The sequence below is a fragment of the Kitasatospora sp. NPDC050463 genome (genome assembly GCF_040655255.1).
GTDB lineage: Bacteria > Actinomycetota > Actinomycetes > Streptomycetales > Streptomycetaceae > Kitasatospora.
Genome location: NZ_JBFAJO010000025.1, coordinates 93870 through 116205, shown reverse-complemented (window position 1 = coordinate 116205; position 22336 = coordinate 93870). Strand labels below are relative to the sequence as shown.

General features: G+C 71.8%; 16 protein-coding genes. 11 read left to right on the top strand and 5 right to left on the bottom strand.

The features are described 5' to 3' along the window. Positions 1-227 precede the first annotated feature (227 nt). The 7 genes from lysX (at position 228) to AB0J08_RS18220 (ending at position 9371) form a co-directional block, all read left to right on the top strand. Complete coding sequence (gene lysX / locus AB0J08_RS18250) at positions 228-1787, top strand: bifunctional lysylphosphatidylglycerol synthetase/lysine--tRNA ligase LysX (protein ID WP_360634515.1); 1560 nt, start codon at positions 228-230, stop codon at positions 1785-1787. A 4-nt stretch (positions 1788-1791) separates the two neighbouring features. Beyond that, positions 1792-1914 (top strand): hypothetical protein, encoded by a 123-nt coding sequence (locus AB0J08_RS18245; protein ID WP_329488349.1) that lies wholly within the window; start codon positions 1792-1794, stop codon positions 1912-1914. Positions 1915-2028: 114 nt separating this feature from the next. Beyond that, positions 2029-2466 (top strand): BlaI/MecI/CopY family transcriptional regulator, encoded by a 438-nt coding sequence (locus AB0J08_RS18240; RefSeq protein ID WP_360634512.1) that lies wholly within the window; start codon positions 2029-2031, stop codon positions 2464-2466. Positions 2467-2475: 9 nt separating this feature from the next. Beyond that, the gene (locus AB0J08_RS18235; RefSeq protein WP_329885568.1) at positions 2476-3012 is read left to right on the top strand and encodes an amino-acid N-acetyltransferase; all 537 of its coding nucleotides are present in this window, start codon (positions 2476-2478) and stop codon (positions 3010-3012) included. Between the two features lie 92 nt (positions 3013-3104). Beyond that, complete coding sequence (locus AB0J08_RS18230) at positions 3105-3455, top strand: Lsr2 family protein (RefSeq protein WP_360634509.1); 351 nt, start codon at positions 3105-3107, stop codon at positions 3453-3455. A gap of 690 nt (positions 3456-4145) precedes the next feature. Further along, positions 4146-6665 carry an ATP-dependent Clp protease ATP-binding subunit gene (locus AB0J08_RS18225; protein ID WP_360634506.1) on the top strand — a complete coding sequence of 840 codons (2520 nt, stop codon included), beginning with the start codon at positions 4146-4148 and terminating at the stop codon, positions 6663-6665. A 351-nt stretch (positions 6666-7016) separates the two neighbouring features. Then, positions 7017-9371: an immune inhibitor A domain-containing protein gene (locus AB0J08_RS18220; protein WP_360634503.1), complete on the top strand. Its 2355-nt coding sequence runs from the start codon at positions 7017-7019 to the stop codon at positions 9369-9371. A 159-nt stretch (positions 9372-9530) separates the two neighbouring features. On the opposite strand, the gene AB0J08_RS18215 is transcribed toward AB0J08_RS18220, so the two are convergent. After that, positions 9531-10700: a beta-eliminating lyase-related protein gene (locus AB0J08_RS18215; RefSeq protein ID WP_360634500.1), complete on the bottom strand. Its 1170-nt coding sequence runs from the start codon at positions 10698-10700 to the stop codon at positions 9531-9533. Between the two features lie 375 nt (positions 10701-11075). Here AB0J08_RS18215 and AB0J08_RS18210 point away from each other — a divergent pair, with 375 nt between their 5' ends. Further along, the gene (locus AB0J08_RS18210; RefSeq protein ID WP_360634497.1) at positions 11076-12023 is read left to right on the top strand and encodes a M23 family metallopeptidase; all 948 of its coding nucleotides are present in this window, start codon (positions 11076-11078) and stop codon (positions 12021-12023) included. Between the two features lie 100 nt (positions 12024-12123). Here AB0J08_RS18210 and AB0J08_RS18205 read toward each other — a convergent pair whose 3' ends face one another. Continuing rightward, positions 12124-12750 (bottom strand): helix-turn-helix domain-containing protein, encoded by a 627-nt coding sequence (locus tag AB0J08_RS18205; protein WP_360634494.1) that lies wholly within the window; start codon positions 12748-12750, stop codon positions 12124-12126. A gap of 234 nt (positions 12751-12984) precedes the next feature. On the opposite strand from AB0J08_RS18205, the gene AB0J08_RS18200 reads away from it, so the two are divergent. After that, positions 12985-14592 carry an MDR family MFS transporter gene (locus AB0J08_RS18200; RefSeq protein WP_360634491.1) on the top strand — a complete coding sequence of 536 codons (1608 nt, stop codon included), beginning with the start codon at positions 12985-12987 and terminating at the stop codon, positions 14590-14592. Positions 14593-14800: 208 nt separating this feature from the next. Here AB0J08_RS18200 and AB0J08_RS18195 read toward each other — a convergent pair whose 3' ends face one another. Continuing rightward, positions 14801-15748, bottom strand: coding sequence for an A/G-specific adenine glycosylase (locus tag AB0J08_RS18195; RefSeq protein ID WP_360634488.1), 948 nt, complete (start codon positions 15746-15748; stop codon positions 14801-14803). 202 nt (positions 15749-15950) lie between these two features. Here AB0J08_RS18195 and AB0J08_RS18190 point away from each other — a divergent pair, with 202 nt between their 5' ends. Continuing rightward, complete coding sequence (locus AB0J08_RS18190) at positions 15951-16823, top strand: hypothetical protein (protein ID WP_360634485.1); 873 nt, start codon at positions 15951-15953, stop codon at positions 16821-16823. Between the two features lie 506 nt (positions 16824-17329). Here the strand turns inward: AB0J08_RS18190 and disA are convergent. Continuing rightward, complete coding sequence (disA, locus tag AB0J08_RS18185) at positions 17330-18436, bottom strand: DNA integrity scanning diadenylate cyclase DisA (RefSeq protein WP_360634482.1); 1107 nt, start codon at positions 18434-18436, stop codon at positions 17330-17332. A gap of 140 nt (positions 18437-18576) precedes the next feature. Continuing rightward, positions 18577-20100, bottom strand: coding sequence for a DNA repair protein RadA (radA, locus tag AB0J08_RS18180; RefSeq protein ID WP_360634479.1), 1524 nt, complete (start codon positions 20098-20100; stop codon positions 18577-18579). A 231-nt stretch (positions 20101-20331) separates the two neighbouring features. Between radA and AB0J08_RS18175 the strand changes: the two genes are divergently transcribed. Next, positions 20332-22314, top strand: coding sequence for a sigma-70 family RNA polymerase sigma factor (locus AB0J08_RS18175; RefSeq protein ID WP_360634476.1), 1983 nt, complete (start codon positions 20332-20334; stop codon positions 22312-22314). The last annotated feature ends 22 nt before the right edge of the window (positions 22315-22336 follow it).

Genomic DNA, 22336 nt, shown 5'->3' with positions numbered 1-22336 from the left:
CGCGATGCGCGGTGTGCCGGAACCGGGTGCCCTCCATGTGGTCGTAGGCCACCTCGACCACCCGCTCGGGGCGCCCCGCCGTCCGCACGGCGGGGGCGGGCCCGCTCACACCCGCGGCGAGGTGCCGGCCGGGCCGCCCGCTCGGCGCTGACGGCCGTGCCGTGCGGGGCGGGCGGCACGGCCAACCCGTGGCGGATCGGCGCTCCGGGGCTGGCTACCCTGGGGGGGTGAGCGATCAGAGCCCCATCCCCGCGACCGACGACCTCCCCGAGCAGATGCGCGTCCGGCGCGAGAAGCTGGACCGGCTCCGGGCGGCCGGCGTCGACCCGTACCCGGTCGGCTTCCCCCGGACCAGCACCATCGCCGACCTCCGGGCCAAGCACCCGGACCTCGCCCCGGACACCGCGACCGGTGAGCGGGTCGGCATCACCGGCCGGGTGATCCTCTCCCGCACCGGCGGCAAGCTCTGCTTCGCCACCCTGCGCGACGGCAGCGGCGACCTCCAGGTGATGTTCTCCCTGGACAAGCTGGGCGAGGAGCGGCTGGCGGCCTGGAAGTCCGACATCGACCTCGGCGACCAGGTCGGCGTCGAGGGCGAGGTGATCACCTCCCGCCGCGGCGAGCTGTCGGTGATGGTGGACGAGTGGGCGCTCACCGCCAAGTGCCTGCGCCCGCTGCCGGACAAGCACAAGGGCCTGACCGACCCGGAGGCCCGGGTCCGCCAGCGGTACGTGGACCTGATCGTCAACCCCGAGGCCCGCGAGATCCTGCACCTGCGCAGCAAGGTGGTCCGCTCGATCCGCCGCACCTACGAGGAGCGCGGCTACATCGAGGTCGAGACCCCGATGCTGCAGCCGGTGCACGGCGGCGCCAACGCACGCCCGTTCAAGACCCACATCAACGCGTACGACATCGACCTGTTCATGCGCATCGCCCCCGAGCTGTACCTCAAGCGGCTGGTCGTCGGCGGCGCGGAGAAGGTCTTCGAGATCAACCGCAACTTCCGCAACGAGGGCGCGGACTCCACCCACAACCCCGAGTTCACCTCGCTGGAGTCCTACGAGGCCTACGGCGACTACGACACCCAGGCCGAGCTGATCCGGGCGACGATCATCAACGCCGCCCGGGACGCGCTCGGCACCACGGTGATCCGGGGCCTCGACCCGCACGGCGTGGAGCACGAGATCGACCTGGCCGAGCCGTGGGCCGAGGTCGGCGTCTACCCGGGCATCTCCGAGCACCTGGGCACCGAGGTCACCCCGGAGACCGGCGTGGAGGAGCTGCGCAAGCTGGCCACCGAGCACGGCATCCCGTTCGAGAAGGACTGGGGCCACGGCCAGATCGTGCTGGAGATGGTCGAGCGCCTGCTGGAGGAGAACGCCGTCGCGCCGACCTTCATCAAGGACTACCCGACCGAGGTCTCCCCGCTGACCCGCCAGCACCGCTCGATCGCGGGCGTGGCCGAGAAGTGGGACCTGGTGATCTTCGGAACCGAGATCGGCACCGCCTACTCCGAGCTGGTCGACCCGGTCGAGCAGCGCGCCCGCCTGACCGCGCAGTCCCTGCTGGCGGCCGGCGGCGACGTCGAGGCGATGCAGGTCGACGAGGACTTTCTGCGGGCCCTGGAGTACGCGATGCCGCCCACCGGCGGCCTCGGCCTCGGGGTGGACCGCCTGATCATGCTGCTCACCGGCAAGAACATCCGGGAGACCGTGCTCTTCCCGCTCGTGAAGCCGGAGCCCAAGGCGTCCGCCGCCACCGCGGCGGACCGGACCGAGGAGGAGTGACCTGATGGACTACGTCAGCGCGATCGTCCCGCCGCTGGTCATGGCGATCGGCTTCGGCTTCCTGGTGCGGGCCATCATCCGCAGCCAGGGCGGGGCCCAGAAGGCCAAGGAGGACGCGGTCGACTGACCCCGACCCGTTCCCGAACCGGCGCGCCGCCATTCCCGATTCCGGGAGTGGCGGCGCGCCGGTTTGCCGCACTTCACAAGATTTGCCCCTTTCACTCCCTATCCTGGCCGCACTATGGTCCGGCAACTCGGCGAACTTGAGAACGCCATCATGACCCGGGTGTGGCAGTGGAACCGACCGGTCACGGTTCGCGAGGTTCTCCTGGATCTGCAGTCGGAACGCGAAATCGCCTACACCACGGTGATGACCGTCCTGGACAAGCTCCACAGAAAGGGCTGGCTCCGCCGGGACCGCGCCGGGCGGGCCTATCGATATGAACCGGTCTCGTCCCGCGAGGCGTACACGGCCGCTCTGATGAACGACGCCTGGGCCACCAGCGACAATCCCGCGGCCGCCCTGGTGCACTTCTTCGGCCTGATGTCGCCCGAGCAACGCGAGGCGCTGCGCGACGCGTTGCGGGTGGCCGCACTGTTCCCGCCCGATCCGACCGGGCCCGATTCCGGGGAGGACGGGACGGATACCGGGGAGACCCGGCCGGGGCCGGCACGATAACGTCCCGCCATGGAGGTCACCATCCGCCGGGCGCGGACCACGGACGTGCGGGCAGTGCGCGGGCTCATCGACGCCTACTCGCGCGACGGCATTCTGCTCGACAAGCCCACCGTCACCCTGTTCGAATCCGTGCAGGAGTTCTGGGTCGCGGAACGCGACGACACCGGGGCGGTCGTGGCCTGCGGCGCGCTGCACGTCATGTGGGAGGACCTCGCCGAGGTGCGCACCCTCGCGGTCGACCCGTCCTGCCGCGGCCACGGCGTCGGCCACCTCCTGCTGGAGAAGCTGCTGCAGACCGCACGCTGGCTCGGCGTCCGTCGGATTTTCTGCTTGACGTTCGAGGTGCCCTTCTTCGCGAAACACGGTTTCGTCGAGATCGGCGAGCTCCAGGAAACCGATGATGGTACGACAGATCCGGCGGCGATCGCTACGGATGTCTATGAAGAACTTCTCCGCTCGTACGATGAAGGTGTCGCGGAGTTCCTGGACCTGGAGCGCGTGAAGCCCAACACACTGGGCAACTCGCGCATGCTGCTGCACCTGTGAGCGGCCCCCGGACCGGGCAGGGGTTTGTGTTTTCCGGAGAAAGGCGCTTTCCTTTCCTTAGGCAATGGGTCGTTTAGCGGAAAGGGAAGCCCGTGGCACAGAGGGTGCAGGTCATTCTTGAAGACGATCTCGACGGCGGTTCGGCGGACGAGACGGTGACGTTCGCGCTCGACGGCGTTGCCTACGAGATCGACCTGAAGAGCGCCAACGCGGACAAGCTGCGCGGTCTGCTGGCGCCGTACGTGGAGAAGGGCCGCAAGCAGAGCGGCCGGCTCGCCGGCGCCCGGCGCCCGGGCCGCGGTGCGGCTCCGCGTCCGTCCGGCAGCGCGCCGGACACCGCAAAGATCCGCGCGTGGGCCAAGGAGCAGGGCCTGGACGTCAACGACCGCGGCCGGGTGCCGAGCACCGTCCGCGAGGCCTACGACAAGGCCAACGCGGCCTGACCCCGGCGGTGCCGGTCGGCCGGAGCGGGTGCGGGGCTCCGGTGGTCGCCCGAGGCACACCTGGCACATGCGCGGGGCGCGGAGGAACTCTCTCCGCGCCCTGCGGCGCGTGCCCGTCCGGCCCGTCCGCCCGGCCCCGGGGGCACGGCGGCCTGCCGGGGCACGGGCGCCCCTTCGGGCACCCGCCCGGGCAGCACCGGATCGGGCGGCGGAACAATCACGAGCTGTGCAACGCTGTAGGGGCGAAGCGGTAACGCCGACACCACCGGGATGGCCTACCGGCCCCGGCGGTCGGAGCTGACCCGCCGTCACCGCCGGCCGACTTCTCGCCAGGCGAACACCGCCACCGCGGAAACTGTGCGAGAACCGCCCCGATACCGGGTATGAATGCAGGTGGACGGCGCCAGGGCGTCGTCCGGGGCAGTACGTGCGACCCGCCGGAGACCGTCCGGATCCGCCGAGACCGGTGTTGTTCGCCGATGGCGTAGCGGTATCTGGTGCATCCGGCCCACCTGTGGGAACACCGTCTCCCAGCATCAGGTTGGTATTGGTGTCGGCTGGTCGCGCAGCATGTCGCTCCCGTACCGGGGAGTGAATCCGTGGGCCGCGCCGCTGAGCGGGACTAGCATGCGGAAGGACAGGGCGGGGACCGACCCCGAACTGCCCGACCGCTCTGAGGAGCGATAAACGATGTTCGAGAGGTTCACCGACCGCGCGCGGCGGGTTGTCGTCCTGGCTCAGGAAGAAGCCCGGATGCTCAACCACAACTACATCGGCACCGAGCACATCCTCCTGGGTCTGATCCACGAGGGTGAGGGTGTCGCCGCTAAGGCCCTGGAGAGCCTCGGGATTTCTCTTGAGGCCGTTCGCCAGCAGGTCGAGGAGATCATCGGCCAGGGCCAGCAGGCCCCGTCCGGTCACATTCCCTTCACCCCCCGGGCGAAGAAGGTCCTGGAGCTGTCGCTCCGGGAGGCCCTGCAGCTCGGCCACAACTACATCGGCACCGAGCACATCCTGCTCGGCCTGATCCGCGAGGGCGAGGGCGTCGCCGCCCAGGTCCTGGTGAAGCTCGGCGCCGACCTCAACCGGGTGCGCCAGCAGGTCATCCAGCTGCTCTCCGGCTACCAGACCGGTGGCGGCAAGGAGTCGGCCACGGCCGGCGGGCCCGCCGAGGGCACCCCGTCGACCTCGCTGGTCCTGGACCAGTTCGGCCGCAACCTCACCCAGGCCGCCCGCGAGGCCAAGCTCGACCCGGTGATCGGGCGCGAGAAGGAGATCGAGCGGGTCATGCAGGTGCTGTCCCGCCGCACCAAGAACAACCCCGTGCTGATCGGTGAGCCCGGCGTCGGTAAGACGGCCGTGGTCGAGGGCCTGGCCCAGGCGATCGTCAAGGGCGAGGTCCCGGAGACGCTCAAGGACAAGCAGCTCTACACGCTGGACCTGGGCGCCCTGGTGGCCGGCTCGCGCTACCGCGGTGACTTCGAGGAGCGCCTGAAGAAGGTGCTCAAGGAGATCCGCACCCGCGGCGACATCATCCTGTTCATCGACGAGCTGCACACCCTGGTCGGCGCGGGCGCCGCCGAGGGCGCCATCGACGCCGCCAGCATCCTCAAGCCGATGCTGGCCCGTGGCGAGCTGCAGACCATCGGTGCCACCACGCTCGACGAGTACCGCAAGCACCTGGAGAAGGACGCCGCGCTGGAGCGCCGCTTCCAGCCGATCCAGGTCGCCGAGCCGTCGCTGCCGCACACCATCGAGATCCTCAAGGGTCTGCGCGACCGCTACGAGGCCCACCACCGGGTCTCCATCACGGACGCCGCCCTGGTCGCCGCCGCCACCCTGGCCGACCGGTACATCTCGGACCGCTTCCTGCCGGACAAGGCCATCGACCTGATCGACGAGGCCGGCTCCCGGATGCGCATCCGCCGGATGACCGCGCCGCCGGACCTGCGCGAGTTCGACGAGAAGATCGCCGACGTGCGCCGCGAGAAGGAGAGCGCGATCGACGCGCAGGACTTCGAGAAGGCCGCGTCCCTGCGCGACGACGAGAAGCAGCTCCTGCAGGCCAAGGCCAAGCGCGAGAAGGAGTGGAAGGCCGGCGACATGGATGTCGTCGCGGAGGTCGACGAGGAGCTCATCGCCGAGGTCCTGGCCACCGCCACCGGCATTCCGGTCTTCAAGCTGACCGAGGAGGAGTCCTCCCGTCTGCTGCGCATGGAGGACGAGCTGCACAAGCGCGTCATCGGCCAGAAGGACGCCATCAAGGCGCTCTCCCAGGCCATCCGGCGCACCCGTGCGGGCCTCAAGGACCCGAAGCGCCCCGGCGGCTCGTTCATCTTCGCCGGCCCGTCCGGTGTCGGTAAGACCGAGCTGTCCAAGACGCTCGCCGAGTTCCTCTTCGGCGACGAGGACGCGCTCATCTCGCTCGACATGTCCGAGTTCTCGGAGAAGCACACCGTCTCCCGGCTCTTCGGTTCGCCCCCCGGCTACGTGGGCTACGAGGAGGGCGGCCAGCTGACCGAGAAGGTCCGCCGCAAGCCGTTCTCCGTCGTCCTCTTCGACGAGGTGGAGAAGGCCCACCCGGACATCTTCAACTCGCTGCTGCAGATCCTGGAGGACGGTCGCCTGACCGACTCCCAGGGCCGCGTGGTCGACTTCAAGAACACCGTCATCATCATGACGACCAACCTCGGCACCCGGGACATCTCCAAGGGCTTCAACCTGGGCTTCGCGGCCACGGGTGACTCCACCACCGGGTACGAGCGGATGAAGGCGAAGGTCGGCGAGGAGCTCAAGCAGCACTTCCGCCCCGAGTTCCTGAACCGCGTCGACGACATCGTGGTCTTCCACCAGCTGTCCGAGGAAGACATCATCCAGATCGTCGACCTGATGATCGACAAGGTGGACGGCCGGCTGCGGGACCGCGACATGGGCCTGGAGCTCAGCATCGAGGCCAAGAAGCTGCTCGCCAAGCGCGGCTACGACCCGCTGCTCGGCGCGCGTCCGCTGCGTCGCACCATCCAGCGCGAGATCGAGGACCACCTCTCCGAGAAGATCCTCTTCGGTGAGCTGCGGGCCGGTCACATCGTGGTCGTCGGCGTCGAGGGCGAGGGCAAGGAAGCGAAGTTCACCTTCCGCGGCGAGGAGAAGTCCGCTGTCGCGGACACTCCGGCCGCGGTGGCCTCGCCCGGTCCGGACCTGACGAAGTAGTAACAGTTAACAGATAACAGCACACCGTCTGAGCCCCCGGCGTTCGCGCCGGGGGCTCAGACTTTTTCCGTGCCGTCACGAAAACTGTGATCCACCCCACGAGCTCGCAGGTGGGAGGCCTGGTGGAGCGGTGGTCCGGGTGCGATCGAATATGCAGTCATCTTTAATGCCAATGACGTTGACGGATCGTCAGCTGATAGTGGGTCGCGGAGCATAGCGCCGTAGCCATGTCACGGTCAAGGTCTATCTTTTCCGTCCACGCTTGGATCAAATGTCGTCCACCTGTCTTTCATTGGTTTACCGGATGGCCAAGAGCCGGACCGGTTTGGGGAGGACGTCACAACGTTGAAGATGACCAGGAAAGCCGCCGCGGCCGCCACGGCCGGGGCGGTCATAGCCGCTCTCGGCGCGGGTCTGTTCCCGAGCGTGGCCACCGCGGCCGGCTCGGCACCCGTTCCGAACGACCCCGCCGACGCCGTCCAGTCGGTCAAGACCGACCACAACCTGCCGGGCCCGCTGACCGAGAAGGTCGAGGCCGAGCAGAAGGCCGCCACCGAGCAGCTGCTCGCCGGCACCGCGAAGGTCGAGGAGCACGGCGGCAGCACCAGCGTCAAGCTGGGCAAGGACAAGTACGTCGAGCTCGCCCGTGAGCGGACGGACAAGATCTTCACCATCCTGGTCGACTTCAGCGACCAGGTGGACAACACCACGAAGACGCCGGACGGCAAGATCAAGTTTGGTGGGGACCCCGGTCCGCAGCACAACCAGATCCAGCAGCCCGACGCGGCGACCAACAACTCGACGCTCTGGCAGGCTGACTACAACCAGCAGCACTACCAGGACATGTACTTCAGCAAGACCCAGGACTCGCTGAAGACCTTCTACGAGAAGCAGTCCTCGGGCCGCTACTCCGTCGACGGCCAGGTCACCGACTGGGTGAAGGTCCCGTGGAACGAGGCCCGTTACGGCTCCGACTACTGCGGCCAGCACGTCTGCAACAACGCGCAGGACCTGATCCGCGACGGCGTCAACGCCTGGGTCGCCGACCAGAAGGCCAAGGGCCAGACGGACGCTCAGATCAAGGCCGCCATCGCGCAGTACGACCAGTGGGACCGGTACGACTTCGACCACGACGGCAACTTCAACGAGCCCGACGGTTACATCGACCACTTCCAGATCGTGCACGCCGGTGAGGACCAGTCGGCGGGCGGCGGCAAGCAGGGCGACAACGCGCTGTGGGCCCACCGCTCGTACGTCTACGGCACCGCGGCCGGCTCCGCCGGCCCCGCCGACAACCTGCTCGGCGGCACCCCGGTCGGCTCCACCGGCATCTGGGTCGGTGACTACACCATGCAGCCCGAGAACGGCGGCCTCGGTGTCTTCGCCCACGAGTACGGCCACGACCTCGGTCTGCCGGACCTGTACGACACCTCGGGCAGCGGGATCGACAACTCGGTCGGCTTCTGGTCGCTGATGTCCTCGGGCTCCTGGCTCGGCGAGGGCAAGAACTCGATCGGCGACATGCCGAACGACCTCGACGCCTGGAGCAAGCTCCAGCTCGGCTGGCTCAAGTACGACAAGGCCAAGGCCGGCACCGAGTCGACCCACCACATCGGCCCGGTCGAGTTCAACACCGCCCTTCCGCAGGCACTGGTCGTCGACCTGCCGAAGAAGACGGTCACCACCACGATCAACACCCCGTTCGCGGGTGCCAACGAGTGGTGGAGCGGCAGCGCCGACGACCTGAACGTGTCGCTGACCCGTGACGTCGACCTGACCGGCAAGACCGCCGGCGCGCTGACGGCCAAGGCCTGGTACGACATCGAGCAGGACTTCGACTACGGCTACGCCGAGGTCTCCACCGACGGTGGCGCCAACTGGACCGCCCTGGACGGCACCTTCAACGGGGTCGCGATCCCGAAGAACGCCGCCGACAAGGCCGGCCTGACCGGCAACTCGGGCAACAAGTGGGGCGACCTGTCGTTCCCGCTGAACGCCTACGCGGGTAAGGCCGTCAAGGTCCGCTTCCACTACACCACCGACGGCGGTCTGCACCTCAAGGGCCTGGCCCTGGACGACATCGCCATCTCCGTGGACGGCGCGACCGTCTTCACCGACGGTGCCGAGAACGGCGACAACGGCTGGGCCGCCAAGGGCTTCTCCCGGATCACCGGCCAGTTCTCGAACGACTACGCGCAGTACTACATCGCCGAGAACCGCCAGCACATCTCGTACGACCGGACCCTGAAGACCGGCCCGTACAACTTCGGCTTCGCCAACACCAAGCCGAACTGGGTGGAGCACTACCCCTACCAGGCCGGTCTGCTGATCTGGCTGTGGGACACCTCCCAGAGCGACAACAACGTCACCAACCACCCGGGTTCCGGCCTGGCCCTCCCGATCGACTCGCACCCGACCCCGATCAAGTGGGCCGACGGCACCCTGATGCGCCCGCGCATCCAGGGCTACGACTCGACCTTCGGCTCGCGCAAGGTCGACAGCCTGACCCTGCACAAGAACAGCGTCGAGACGGTCGTCCCGAAGGCCAAGGGCGTCGACGAGTTCAGCGACCTCAAGTCGTACTGGTCGAAGGACAACCCGTACAGCAGCGTCATCGTCCCGAAGACCGGCACCAGCATCGAGGTCGAGAACGAGTCCTCGAACTACCTCGAGACCTGGATCCGCGTCCGCCCGGTCGACAACTGATCGAATCGAGCAGTGACGATCAGCCTCTGACCAGGCACACCTGATTCACCCGTCCGGCCCGTCCCCGCAACTGCGGGGGCGGGCCGGACGCTTGTCCGCGGCGATCGGCGCAGCGTCAGGCCCGGCCGGGCCTGACGCTGCCGCTCACCGAGCGGACGCTCAGACCGGCCGCTTGGGCAGCAGCGCGAGGAAGGCGTCCACCGCGTCCGCGACGTCCCTCCCGGTCCACTCCAGCGCGTCCGCGGCCACCGTGACCTCCGTCATCGACAGCCCCGGCAGGCCCTGCTCCCGCCAGCCGCCGAACAGCGCCGTCCCGGACTCCTCCGCCAGCCGCAGGCCCGCCAGATCCAGTTCCTCGGGGGTGTACGGGAGCCAGAGCTGGAACTGGTGGGTGTGCGGCGGGGCCGGGTGGACCCTGGCCCCCGGAACGCCCGAGAACCCCTCCCCGAGCGCCGCCGCGACCGTCTTGGCGTGTGCGACGTAGCCGTCCAGGCGCGGCAGTTCGCGGTCCAGACCGGCCAGCGCGGCCAGCGCGGCTGGCCACTGCTGGAAGAGCTGGCCCCCGTAGCGGTGCCGCCAGGCCTTGGCGGTCCGGACGAAGGAGGCCCGGCCGGCCAGCGCGGCGCCGCTGATCCCGCCGAGGGTCTTGTAGAAGGAGACGTAGACCGAGTCGGCCTGCGCGGCGATCTCCGGCAACGGACGGCCGAAGTGGACCACCGACTCCCAGAGCCGGGCACCGTCCAGGTGCAGCGCGGCGCCGTGCTCCTCCCGGACCACCGCGGCCACGGCCAGCAGGTCCGCCCAGGACGGCAGGACGAAGCCGGCCTCGCGCAGCGGCAGCTCCAGGACCAGCGCGGCGTACGGCTCGTCGAAGGCCCTGAGCTCGGCCGCCGTCGGCTGGCGCGGCGCGACCGTGGGCCAGACGCTGCGCAGGCCGCTGAGCTGCACCAGCGCGTGCCGCTCGTGGAGTTCGGTGTGGCCGAGCGGGTGCGTGGCCACCGTCGGCAGGCCGGCGGCCTCGGCATGGATCCGCAGCGCGACCTGCTGGGCCATCGTGCCGGTGGGGAAGAACGCCGCGTCCTCGGTGCCGAGCAGCTCGGCCACGCGGTGTTCCAGTGCCCGCACCACGCCGTCGCCGTACATGTCCGGCCGCCGGTCCAGGTCGTACGTGTTCTCGCCGTCCTCGGCCAGGGCGGCGAGCCGCTCGCGCAGGCTTCGCGGCCGGGTGCCGGAGAGCAGCCGCTCGCTGGCCCGCAGCGCGGCGTACCGGCGCTCCTGGCGGCTCGGCCCGTGGCTGCCGTCGGTCTCTTCGCTCCTGTTGGGATACATGCGTCGATGGTCCCGCAGGGAGGGCGCCGGGTCAGCGGTGCGGTCCCGACGGACCCGCCCGGCGCCCGCCAAACACCGGTGACGGGTGGCACTGGTCACAAGCGCCCGCCGCGGTACGAGCGGCGGTAGTAGCGAGGCGCGGCGGCCCCCGGGCGCCCATGGCCCGTGACCGGACTGTCGGATCACATGATCGTTACTCCGTCAGCTTGAATCTCCGGCGCAACGCTGACTACACGCCGTAGTAGGTCACACCTTTTGGGAGTCCGCTCGGTGACGGTTACACCTGAGTGGTCCCCCGCTCAGCACGCCCGAACGGGCTCGTTGTGCCCCCGTACGTCCGTGAGGTTGAGCTACCCGATGTCTTCCGTCCCGCCCATGGGGCCGGCCCTCCGCCGCCTCGCCGCCCGCGCGGCGACCCAGGCGACGACCTGGCAGCCCCGGCTCGGCCAGGCCGTCCGCACCCACGCCGCCCCGCTGCGCACGCTCACCGCGCCCCGTCACACCCTGCCCGGCGGCCCGCTCCGGACCGACCGCCACCGCACCGTCACCGCGATCGGCGCGAGCGCGGTGATACTGTCCGGCGCCCTGCTGGTCGCCGCCCCGGGCAGCGCCTCGGCGCAGACGGTCATACCCACCACCCCCGGCAGCTCGGCGTTCACCGCCTCGCCGGACGCGGTGCCCGCCCCCGCGCCGGTGCAGGTCGCCGGCCCGAGCTCGTACCACCTGCCGCAGCACGGCTCGGCGCAGGAGTACGTGGCGGTGGCCGCCAACCTGCTGCCCCCGGAGCCGCCGGCAGCGCCCGCGCCCGCGCCGTCCGCCGACCAGGCTCCGGCGCCCGAGCCCGCCCCTGCTCCGGCCCCCGAGCCCGCCCCCGCCCCTGCCCCTGCCCCGGCACCGGCGCCTGCCCCGGCCCCCGAGTGGTCCGCCCCGGTGCCGGGCGCGCCGACCAGCAATCCGTACGGCGTGGCCAACCCGGAGTACGCGGCCGGCTACCACACCGGGGTGGACTTCGCGGTGAAGCCGGGCACCCCGCTGCTCGCGGTCGGCAACGCCACCGTGGTGTCGGCCGGCTGGGACGGCGCCTACGGCAAGGAGGTCGTGCTGCGGCTGGCCGACGGGCGGTTCGCGCAGTACGCGCACATGTCGGCGATCTCGGTGTCGGCGGGTGACCGGGTGTCGGCCGCCGAGCAGATCGGCCGGTCCGGGAACACCGGCAACTCGACCGGTCCCCACCTGCACTTCGAGATCCGCTCCAGCAACCACTACGGCGCGGTGATCAACCCGATCGCCTACCTCTCCGGGCACGGCGTCACCGGCTTCTGAGGCCACGGCGAACGACGAGGGCGGGCCGGTCGGTGACCGGCCCGCCCTCGGGCGTCATGGGTGGCTCGGGCCTCGCCCGAACGCGTGTCGGCAGACCGGTTCAGACCCGCGCCGGGGGGCTGATCAGGGCGCCGATCTCCAGCGCGACCCGCTGCGCCGCCGCCATCGCCTCCTCGACGGTGGCCACCGGTACCGCGTGCTCCGGGACGTGCCCGGGCTTCTGGCCCTCGGAGGCGTCCTGCTTGATCAGGAACAGTGCCGAGTTGATGGTGAACAACGACATCGCGGCACGCAGCCGGTCCTCGAAGGTGGCGTCCGGGCCGTGCACCAGCTGGACCATCGCGATCATGCGCTCCTTGAACTCCAGCCCGGCGGGCGAGTCGCGCAGCGCGGGCTGGTTCTCGTGGAAGAAGCGCAGCAGCGGGGCCCGCTCCGACATGCCAGCAGCGAACCGTCGGATCAGCTCGTCCCGCAGCGCGGGCGTCCACTCCTGCTCCCGGCCCCAGGCGATGGTCTCGTCGATCGGCGCGGCCATGCTCTGCACGATGCCGTGGACGATGTCGTCCTTGGTCTTGAAGTGGTAGTAGAGCGCGGCCTTGGTGACGCCGAGGCGGTCGGCGATCTCCCGCAGCGAGGTCTGCTCGTAACCCTGTTCGGCGAAGAGCTCCAGTGCGACCGCGACGATGCGGGCCCGGGTGTCGCTGCGGGGGCTGTGCGTCGTACCCATGGCCTGCCTCGTTGACTGCGTCGGTGACTACTGCGGCTGCGTTCGGCGGGCGCCGGTCCAACGCCTGTCCGAACTCATTCTCCCCGCCCGGGCGGTCGGCCGAGAAACTGGCTTGACGACCGGCTAGTGGACAACTTACCGTGCCGACGGTCCACAAACTAGCCGGGCGACAAGTAAGTAAGCCTTCCGCAGGCCAGATCGGTCGTCCGCCTCCAGTCCGGGAGACACCACCCCATGTCACAACCCAAGGCCGAAACCCCGGCGCCGGAAACGAAGACGACCGAGGAGGAGCAGCCGCGCTCCCCCCGCGAGATCCGCCTGGTCATGATCGGCCTGGTGGTCACCATGCTGCTGGCCATGCTCGACAACCTGATCGTCGGCACCGCGATGCCGACGATCGTCGGCGACCTCGGCGGCGCCGAGCACCTGGCCTGGGTGGTGACCTCGTACACCCTGGCCACCGCCGCCTCCACCCCGATCTGGGGCAAGCTCGGCGACCTCTACGGCCGCAAGGGCACCTTCCTCACCTCGATCGTCATCTTCCTCGCGGGCTCGGCCCTCTCCGGCCTCTCGCAGAACATGAACGAGCTGATCGGCTTCCGCGCCCTCCAGGGCCTGGGCGCCGGCGGTCTGATGGTCGGCGTGATGTCGATCATGGGCGCGCTGGTCCCGCCGCGTGACCGCGGCAAGTACCAGGGCATGTTCGCCGCGGTGATGGCACTGGCCACCATCGGCGGCCCGCTGGTCGGCGGCTTCATCACCGACCACCTGAGCTGGCACTGGACCTTCTACATCAACCTGCCGCTCGGCGTGGTCGCGCTCGCCGTCGTCGTGGTCACCCTGAAGCTGCCGAAGGTCCGCAGCAAGGCCCGCATCGACTACCTCGGCGCGCTCCTGCTCACCACCGGCATCACCGCACTCACCCTGATCACCACCTGGGGCGGCCAGGAGTACGCCTGGGGCTCCAAGCAGATCCTGGGCCTGGCCGCGCTCGCCGCCGCCACGCTGATCGCCTTCTGCTACGTCGAGCAGCGGGTCGAGGAGCCGATGCTCCCGCTCGACCTGTTCAAGAACCTGAACTTCACCCTGGTGTCGCTGATCGGCTTCATCGTCGGCTTCGTGATGTTCGGCTCGACCGTCTTCCTGCCGCTCTACCAGCAGACCGTGCAGGGCGCCTCGGCCACCAACTCGGGTCTGCTGCTGATGCCGATGATGTTCGGCATGCTGGTCATCTCCCTGGTGGTCGGCCAGGCGGTGACCAAGACCGGCAAGTACCGGATCTACCCGATCATCGGCACGATCGTGATGACCGTCGGCATGCTGCTGCTGTCCACGCTCTCCACCGACACCAGCGGCTTCACCTCCGCCTGCTGGATGGTGGTGCTCGGCGCCGGCATGGGCTTCCTGATGCAGATCACCATGCTGGTCGCGCAGAACAGCGTCGAGCTCAAGGACATGGGCGTGGCCAGCTCCACCGCCACGCTGTTCCGTACCATCGGCGGTTCCTTCGGCGTGGCGCTGTTCGGCGCCCTGTTCAACAGCCGGGTCTCCGAGACCATGAAGGAGCGGCTCGGCGACGCGGCCGCCAACGGCGGCGGCAAGGGCGACCCGGGCTCCCTGAGCCCGGCCGCGCTGCGGGAGCTGCCCGCCCCGGTCCAGGACGCCTACCACCACGCCGTGGCCAACGGCATGCACACCGTCTTCCTCTGGGGTGCCGCCGTCGCGGTGATCTCGATCGCCGCCGCGGTGTTCATGCGCGAGGTGCCGCTGCGCGGCACCGGCTCGCCGGCGAAGGGCGACGACAAGGGCACCGAGCCCAACGTCGAGGCCGTCGCGATCTGACGCCCCCAAGTCCCCCCTCCCGCGCCGGGAGGGGGGATTTCGCGTCTCCGGGCGTTTGTGACTCGGGCGTTCGGTGGCTCCGGCGTTCGGTGGCTCCGGGCAGTCGCGTCCCCGGGCATTCGCGGCTCCGGCGTTTCGCGTCGCCTGCGTTTCGCGGCTGCGGGCACGCGTGCGCGGAGGGGGCGGCGCGAGCGGCAGCCGCCCGATGCTACTGCGGCAGCCGGTAGACGCCCTGCTCCACCGGCTCGACCAGGCCGTCGGCGACCAGTCCGTCCAGCGCCCGGGCCCGCTGCACCGCGTCCGGCCAGACCGCGTCCAGCCGCACCTGCTCGACCGTGCCGTGCGCGTCCCGCAGCACCGCGAGGAGCTTCCCGCGCACCTGCCGGTCGGTCCCCTCGTAGGACTGGCCACGCCGGGCCGGGCCCTCGTAGGGCGGGCAGCCGGCCCGCTGCCAGGCGCAGTGGCTGAACAGCGGACAGCCGCCGCACTCCGGCCCGCGCGCCGTGCAGACCAGCGCCCCGAGCTCCATCACGCCGACCGCCCAGGTCGCCGCCGTCTCGGCGTCGTCGGGCAGCAGCGCGGCGGCCGTCCGCCGCTCGGCCGCCGTGGTGGCCTGGGCCGGGTACTCCACCCCCGTCACCGCGCGGGCGAAGACCCGCCGGACGTTGGTGTCCAGCACCACGTGCCGCTGACGGAAGGCGAAGGACGCCACCGCGGCCGCCGTGTACTCCCCCACCCCCGGCAGCGAGAGCAGCGTCGCGTGGTCGTCCGGGACGACGCCGCCGTGCGTCTCGGTGATCGCCACCGCCGCCCCGTGCAGGCGCAGCGCCCGCCGGGGGTAGCCGAGGCGGCCCCACATCCGGACCGCCTCGCCGGGCGCGTCGGCCGCCAGGTCCGCCGGTGTCGGCCAGCGCTCCAGCCAGGCCTCGTAGACGGGCAGCACCCGCTTCACCGGGGTCTGCTGAAGCATGAACTCGCTGACCATCACCGCCCAGGGCGATGCCTCCGAGGTCCGCCAGGGGAGATCGCGCGCATGGGCGTCGTACCAGCCGAGGACGGTCGAGTGCAGCACCGGCAGCGGCAGCGGCAGTGCCGGCGGGGCAGCCGCTGTGGACGCGGGGGCGGGGACGGCGGGGGTGACGGTGATGGCAGCCATGGCCCTGCGATCCTCCCATGTCCGCGCCGGGACCCGAAGCGGATGGGTGAACTCCGGATTCCTTCGAAAGGCCCCCACCAGGCCTCCCCCGAACGGCGCATATGGCGGATCATGTGAAAGAAGGGGCGAGTGTGCGGTGTTGGTGAGTCAAAGGGCACACACAGTCTCGTAGAGTTCGGGTGTGCCCTCTCTGCGTCAACCCGTGGGACCGTTGCCTGCCTCGATCTACTGGCGACGGCGCCTTGTCGTGCTCGTCGCCGTCGCCGCGGTCGTCGCCCTGCTCGTCTGGCTGATGTCCGATCAGGGCGGTGGTGGTGACGGACCGGCGGGCAAGGCCGCGCAGGCCGCGCCGTCCCAGACCCAGACCCCCGCCGAGGCGATCACGCCCGGCGCGTCCCCGAGCGGCCCCGCGAACAACTCGCGCCCCGGCGGCGGCGGGACGGGCGGCACCAACCCGACCGGGGGCGCGGTCTCCGGATCCGGCGGCGGTGACGTCAGTCTCAGCACCGGCGGCACGGGCGGCGCGCCCAACCCGGCCCCCGCCACCGGCGGATCGGCCACGGGCGGGTCCGCCGCGGGCGGCTCGGCCACGGGCGGCGGCGCGGCCGGCGGCACCAGCGGCGGTGGCGGCACTCCCCCCGTGAACACCTCCGAGGTGATGGCGCTGCCCGTCTGCGCCTCCTCCCAGGTGACGCTGGAACTGGCCAGTGCCCAGAACTCCTACCAGCCCAAGGACAAGCCGAAGCTGACGCTGACCGTCCACAACTCCTCCGGCGCCAACTGCCGGGTGGACCTGGGCCGGACGGCCTCGGCCATCACCGTGACGGCCAGCAACGGCGACCGCGTCTGGTCCTCCGGCGACTGCCCGGCCGACCGCGGCAGCAACTGGGCGCAGATCCCGGCGAACGGCGGCCTGACCGAGACCTTCAGCTGGGACCGCGGCCGCAGCAAGCCGCAGTGCGCCACCGCCGACGCGACCAGCGCTCCCGCCGGCACCTACCTGGTGGTCGCCGACCTCACCGGCCTCTCCGGGGGCCAGGTGTCGGCTCGCTCCTCGATCCGCCTGGAGAGCTGAGCACCCCCCGAACACCCCGCCCCCGAAGCCCCGGCGCCCGTCGCGCCGGGGCTTCGGCGCGTTCCGGCCGCCCGGGCGGCACACCCCGCCGCGGCGGCGTTGAGGAAGGGTGTCGGCCGGTGTCCGCGGGTGACGCCCGGACGGCGGCCGGATCCCGCCCGTTCCGAGCAGGGCCGGCACGTGGTGGCCCGCCACGGCGGCCGCATCCAGCGAACCTGGCACCGGGCGGTGAAGGGCCACGAGGCCGCCCTGACGGCCAGGCAGGCCCGGCGGCCGGCTGCCGACCCAGGGGGTCGCGGCGACCATCGCGGGCAGCACCTACGGGGTCGCCGAGGGCGCCGAGGAGGTCGGGGTCCGGGTGCTCGACAACGGCGGCGACAGCGGCGCGACGGCAACAGCGCCCCGGCAACGGTGACGCGGCGACAGTGACCCGGCAACGGAGCCCGAGAACGGGCCGGCCCCCGGAGATCGCTCCCCGGGGGCCGGCCCCGCGTACCGGGGCACCGTCAGACGTAGCGCTCCAGGATGGACGATTCGGCAAGGCGGGACAGGCCCTCGCGCACCGAGCGCGCCCTGGTCTCGCCGACGCCCTCGACCGTCTGCAGATCGTCGATGCTGGCCGCGAGCAGCTTCTGCAGTCCGCCGAAATGCTCGACCAGCCGCTCTATCACGGTGTTGGGCAGGCGCGGGATCTTGGCCAGCAGCCGGTAGCCGCGCGGCGAGACCGCGGAGTCCAGCGACTCCGGCGTGCCCGAGTACCCGAGCGCCTTGGCGACGGTCTGCAGGTCGAGCAGCTCGGCGTGGGTCAGCGCCTCCAGATCGGCCAGCACCTCGGTGACCGTCCGGCCCTTCTTGGCGGCCCGCTCCGGGAAGTAGTCCCGGGCGACCAGCTCGCGCTCCGGCTCCACACCCGCGATCAGCTCGTCCAGTTGGAGCGAGAGCAGCCGGCCGTCGATGCCGAGCTCCAGCACGTAGCCGGCGATCTCGGTGGCGATCAGCCGGACCATCTCCAGCCGCTGGGCGACGGCGGTGACGTCCCGGACCGTCACCAGGTCCTCGATCTCCAGGGCGGAGAGCGTCCCGGCCACCTCGTCCAGCCGGAGCTTGTACCGCTCCAGGGTGGCCAGCGCCTGGTTCGCCCGGGAGAGGACGGTGGTCGAGTCCTCCAGCACCCGGCGGGTGCCGTTGACGTACATCGCGATCAGCCGCATCGAGTGCGAGACCGCGACCACCGGGAACCCGGTCTGCCGGTTGACCCGCTCCGCGGTGCGGTGGCGGGTGCCGGTCTCGTCGGTGGGGATGGTGGAGTCCGGCATCAGGTGGACCCCGGCCCGGACGATCTTGGTGATGTCCTTGTCCAGCACCACGGCGCCGTCGAGCTTGCACAGCTCGCGCAGCCGGGTCGCGGTGAACTCGACGTCCAGGACGAACCCACCGGTACAGATCGACTCGACGGTCTTGTCGAAGCCGAGCACGATCAGACCGCCCGTGTTGGCCCGCAGCACCCGCTCCAGGCCGTCACGCAGCCCCGTGCCGGGGGCGATGGCGGTGAGGGAGGCCCGGAGCAGGGCCTCCTCGCGGGAGGACTTGTCCGCCCGGTCGCTGGCTGCCACGTGACTCCTCCGGTCGACCCCGTACCGCGCGCCTCGCGCCGGGCGCCGGCCTACGGTCTGTCGCTCTGTCGCTTATTACTGCCTTATTGCCGATTGGACAGGGGAAAGTCTAACTGCGTGCGGCATTAACAGGGCTTGGGTCAGCGCAGTTCGTCCGAGTCGATCGGCTCCCACCCCTCCATGAGCTCCTCCGGGTAGGCGGCGACGGGTGCTGCGACGGGTGCTGCGGCGGTGGCCCGACGCGGGGTGGGCGGCGTCGACGCCGCCTCGCCGCGCGGCTTGGCGGCGGCCCGGCGACGGCCCGGGATGGCCCGCAACGCCTCACCGATGTCCGCGACCTCGACCACCTTCATCCCCGCCGGCACCTTGCCCGGGTCCGGCGGGACCAGCGCGTGCGTGAAGCCCAGCCGGTGCGCCTCGGCCAGCCGCCGCTGCACACCCGTCACCCGCCGCACCTCGCCCGCGAGCCCGACCTCACCGATCGCCACCAGGTTGCTCGGCAGCGGGGTGTCCGAGGAGGAACTGGCGACGGCGAGGGCGATCGCGAGGTCCGCCGACGGCTCGCTCAGCTTCACCCCGCCGACCGTCGCGGTGTAGATGTCCTGCTTGCCGAGCTTGACCCCGCCGTGCCGCTCGACCACGGCCAGGATCATCGCGATCCGGGGCGACTCCAGACCGGAGGTCGTCCGGCGCGGGGACGGGATCTGCGAATCCACCATCAGCGCCTGGACCTCCGCCACCAGCGGGCGGCGGCCCTCCAGGGTGACGGTCAGGCAGGTGCCGGGGACGGGCTTGTCACGCCTGGTCAGGAAGAGGCCGGACGGATCGGCCAGGCCCACGATGCCCTCGTCGTGCAGCTCGAAGCAGCCGACCTCGTCGGTGGCGCCGTACCGGTTCTTGACCCCGCGGATGATGCGCAGCCGGGCGTGCCGGTCCCCCTCGAAGCTCAGCACCACGTCCACCAGGTGCTCCAGCAGGCGGGGGCCGGCGATCTGGCCGTCCTTGGTGACGTGGCCGACCAGCAGGGTGGCCATGCCACGGTCCTTGGACGCCCGGATCAGCGCACCGGCCACCTCGCGGACCTGGGCCGGCCCGCCGGGTGCGCCGTCCAGCTCGGCGGAGGCGATGGTCTGCACCGAGTCCAGGATCAGCAGACCCGGATTCACCGCCTCGATGTGCCCGAGGACGGCGCCGAGATCCGACTCGGCGGCGAGGTACAGGTGCTCGGAGAGCGCGTTGATCCGGTCCGCCCGCAGCCGGACCTGGCCGGCCGACTCCTCGCCGGTGACGTAGAGCGTGCGGTGCTGGGCACTGGCCGCCTTGGACGCGACGTCCAGCAGCAGGGTGGACTTGCCGACGCCGGGCTCGCCGGCCAGCAGCACCACGGCGCCGGGGACGAGGCCGCCGCCGAGCACCCGGTCCAGCTCGGGCACGCCGGTGGAGCGGGCCGTCGCCACCTGGCCGTCGACCTGGCCGATCGGGCGGGCGGGCGCGCTCACCGGCCCGGCGGCCGTCGTCCTGATCGGCACCGCGCCGTACTCCTCGACCGTGCCCCAGGCGTTGCACTCCGGGCAGCGGCCGACCCATTTGGGCAGCTGGTTGCCGCACTCGGTGCAGCGGTACGCCGGGCGCGGCTTGGCGGTGGTCTTGGTGCGGGCAGCCATGCGGTCACCGTAGCGCCTGGGTCCGACAACGCGGGTGGGGCGGCGGGGCCGGCGGCGCGGGCGTGGGGGCGGGAGGGTCGTCCGGTGGCTTCGGGGCCGTCGTTCGACGGGAGCGCGGGTGGGACGGTGGGGGCGGCCGCGGTCCACGAATGGGCGATGTTGTTACCCGAAAGAAGTACAACAGCGGGGAACAGCCCGGGCACGGCCCCCGGCGTCTCTACCGTCGGACGGGTGACAACGCGTACTGAAGGGCCGCGCGACCCCGTGCTCGCGGCGTACGACCGGCAGGTGGACGGCCTGTTCACCTACTGCCTCTCGGTGCTGTGCGAGCACGACGCGGCCGCCGCCGCCCTGCGCGAGGTGCGTGAACTGGCGCTGCGGCACGGGGCCCGCCTGGCCGAGCCCGGACTGGTCCGGGCCTGGCTGTACTCGCTGGCCCGGTACTGCTGCCTGCGCCGCCTGGAGGACGGGGCCGGCTTCGGCCCGGGCGCTGGCGCCGGTGCCGTTGATGCGGCGGCCGGCGCGCATGCGGCCGGGCCGGTCGGGGTGACCGGTGCGGGGGCGGCCGGGCTCTCGGCGGCGGAGGCCGGCCGGCGGCGGCAGGAGTTGGCCTCGCTCGCCTGGCCCGAGGCGGCCGGCACCGACCCCGAGCAGCGCGAGGCGCTGGAGCTGTCGGTGCGCCACCGGCTGAGCCCGATCGAGGTGGCGGCCGTACTGGGGGTCCCCTTCGAGTCCTCCCGTGCGCTGCTCGCCTCGGCCGAGGCCGAGGTCGGCCGGACCAGGGCGGCGCTGCTGGTGCTCGGCGTCGGCAGCTGTCCCGAACTGGACCGGCTCGGCGGGGCCGGGGCGGAGAGCTGGCGGGACTGGGTGCTCGGCCCCGCACTGCGCCGGGAGCTGGTGCAGCACGTGGCGGACTGTCCGACCTGTCGGGGTACCGCGGAGCGGGTGGCCGGCGAGGTGCTGCAGGGCGCCGAGGGCCTGTCGGGGCTGCCGGTGCTGTCGGCACCCGGGGCCGCCGGGGGCCGGCGGGACGACGCGGCACAGCGCGAAGACGGGGCGACGTTCCTGCCGCGCGTGGCGGGAGAGGCCGTGTGGCGCAGGTCGTCGGCGCCGGCGCCGGTGGTCGAGCCGGGCCTGCGGTTCGACCAGGGCGGGTTCCCCCGCCACCGCGTGCCGGACAGCGGCCGGGCCCGGGCGGTACGCCGCCGGGTGGTGACCACCGGGGTGCTGGCCGCCGTACTGGCCGCGCCGGTGGTCGCGCTCTGGGCCGGTCACCGGGGCGGTAGCGGCACCGGGGCGGCGGCCTCGGTCTCCTCGGTCCGGGTCGAGGACGACGGGCGGACGGCCGGGCGCCGGCCGAGCGGACCGGTCGCCGGGCAGGCGGGCGAGGTGGTGGGGGCCGTGGGGGCGGCTCCGGCGGTGGCCGGGCTGGAGCTGGCCGGGGCCGGACCGAGGTCTGCAGAAACGTTGCTTCCTGGGATCCAGGGCCCCGCGATCCCGGTGCCCGGCCGGGGCGCGACCCCGCTCGGCAGCCCGACGCTGATCGCCGCACCGGCCCCCACCGCCACCGGCACCGGCACCGCCACCGGCCCCGGCCCGGGGTCCGCGCCGGCGGGGGCACCCGCTCCCGCACCGGTCGGGCTGCTGACGGTCGAGGCCGGCGACTACGGCACCCGGACCGTCCTCACCCTGACCAACTCCGGCGCCACCGAGATCCGCTGGCACGCCGAGGTGGACGCCGGCTGGCTCCGGCTCAGCCGGGACGCCGGGACGCTCGCGCCGGGCCAGCGGATCACGGTGATCGTCACCGTCGACGAGGACCTCGCACCGAACACGCACTGGACCGCCCGGATCGCGCTGCCGCCCTCACAGGCGGTGGTCACCCTGGAGGGCGGTCCGCAGCACCGGGGCGGCAGCACCTCCGTCCCGGCCGAGCCGAGCACCACCCCGACCGGCCCGGGCCCCGCGCCCACCGGCGGTACGCCGTCCGCCCCACCGACCGGTCCCGGGCCCACGGCGACGCCGTCCTCGCCGGCCGCCACGGCCTCGCCGACCGCCACGCGGACGGCCGCACCGACCACGGCTCCGTCGGCGACGCCCGGCGGGACACCCACGGGGGCGCCGACGGGGACGCCGAGCGGAACGGCGTCGACGGGTGGGTCCGCCTCGCCGGCCACGACGGGCGGCGCGTCCGCCCCCGCGTCGGCGCGCTGAACCGGAGAGACGGTGGCGGGCG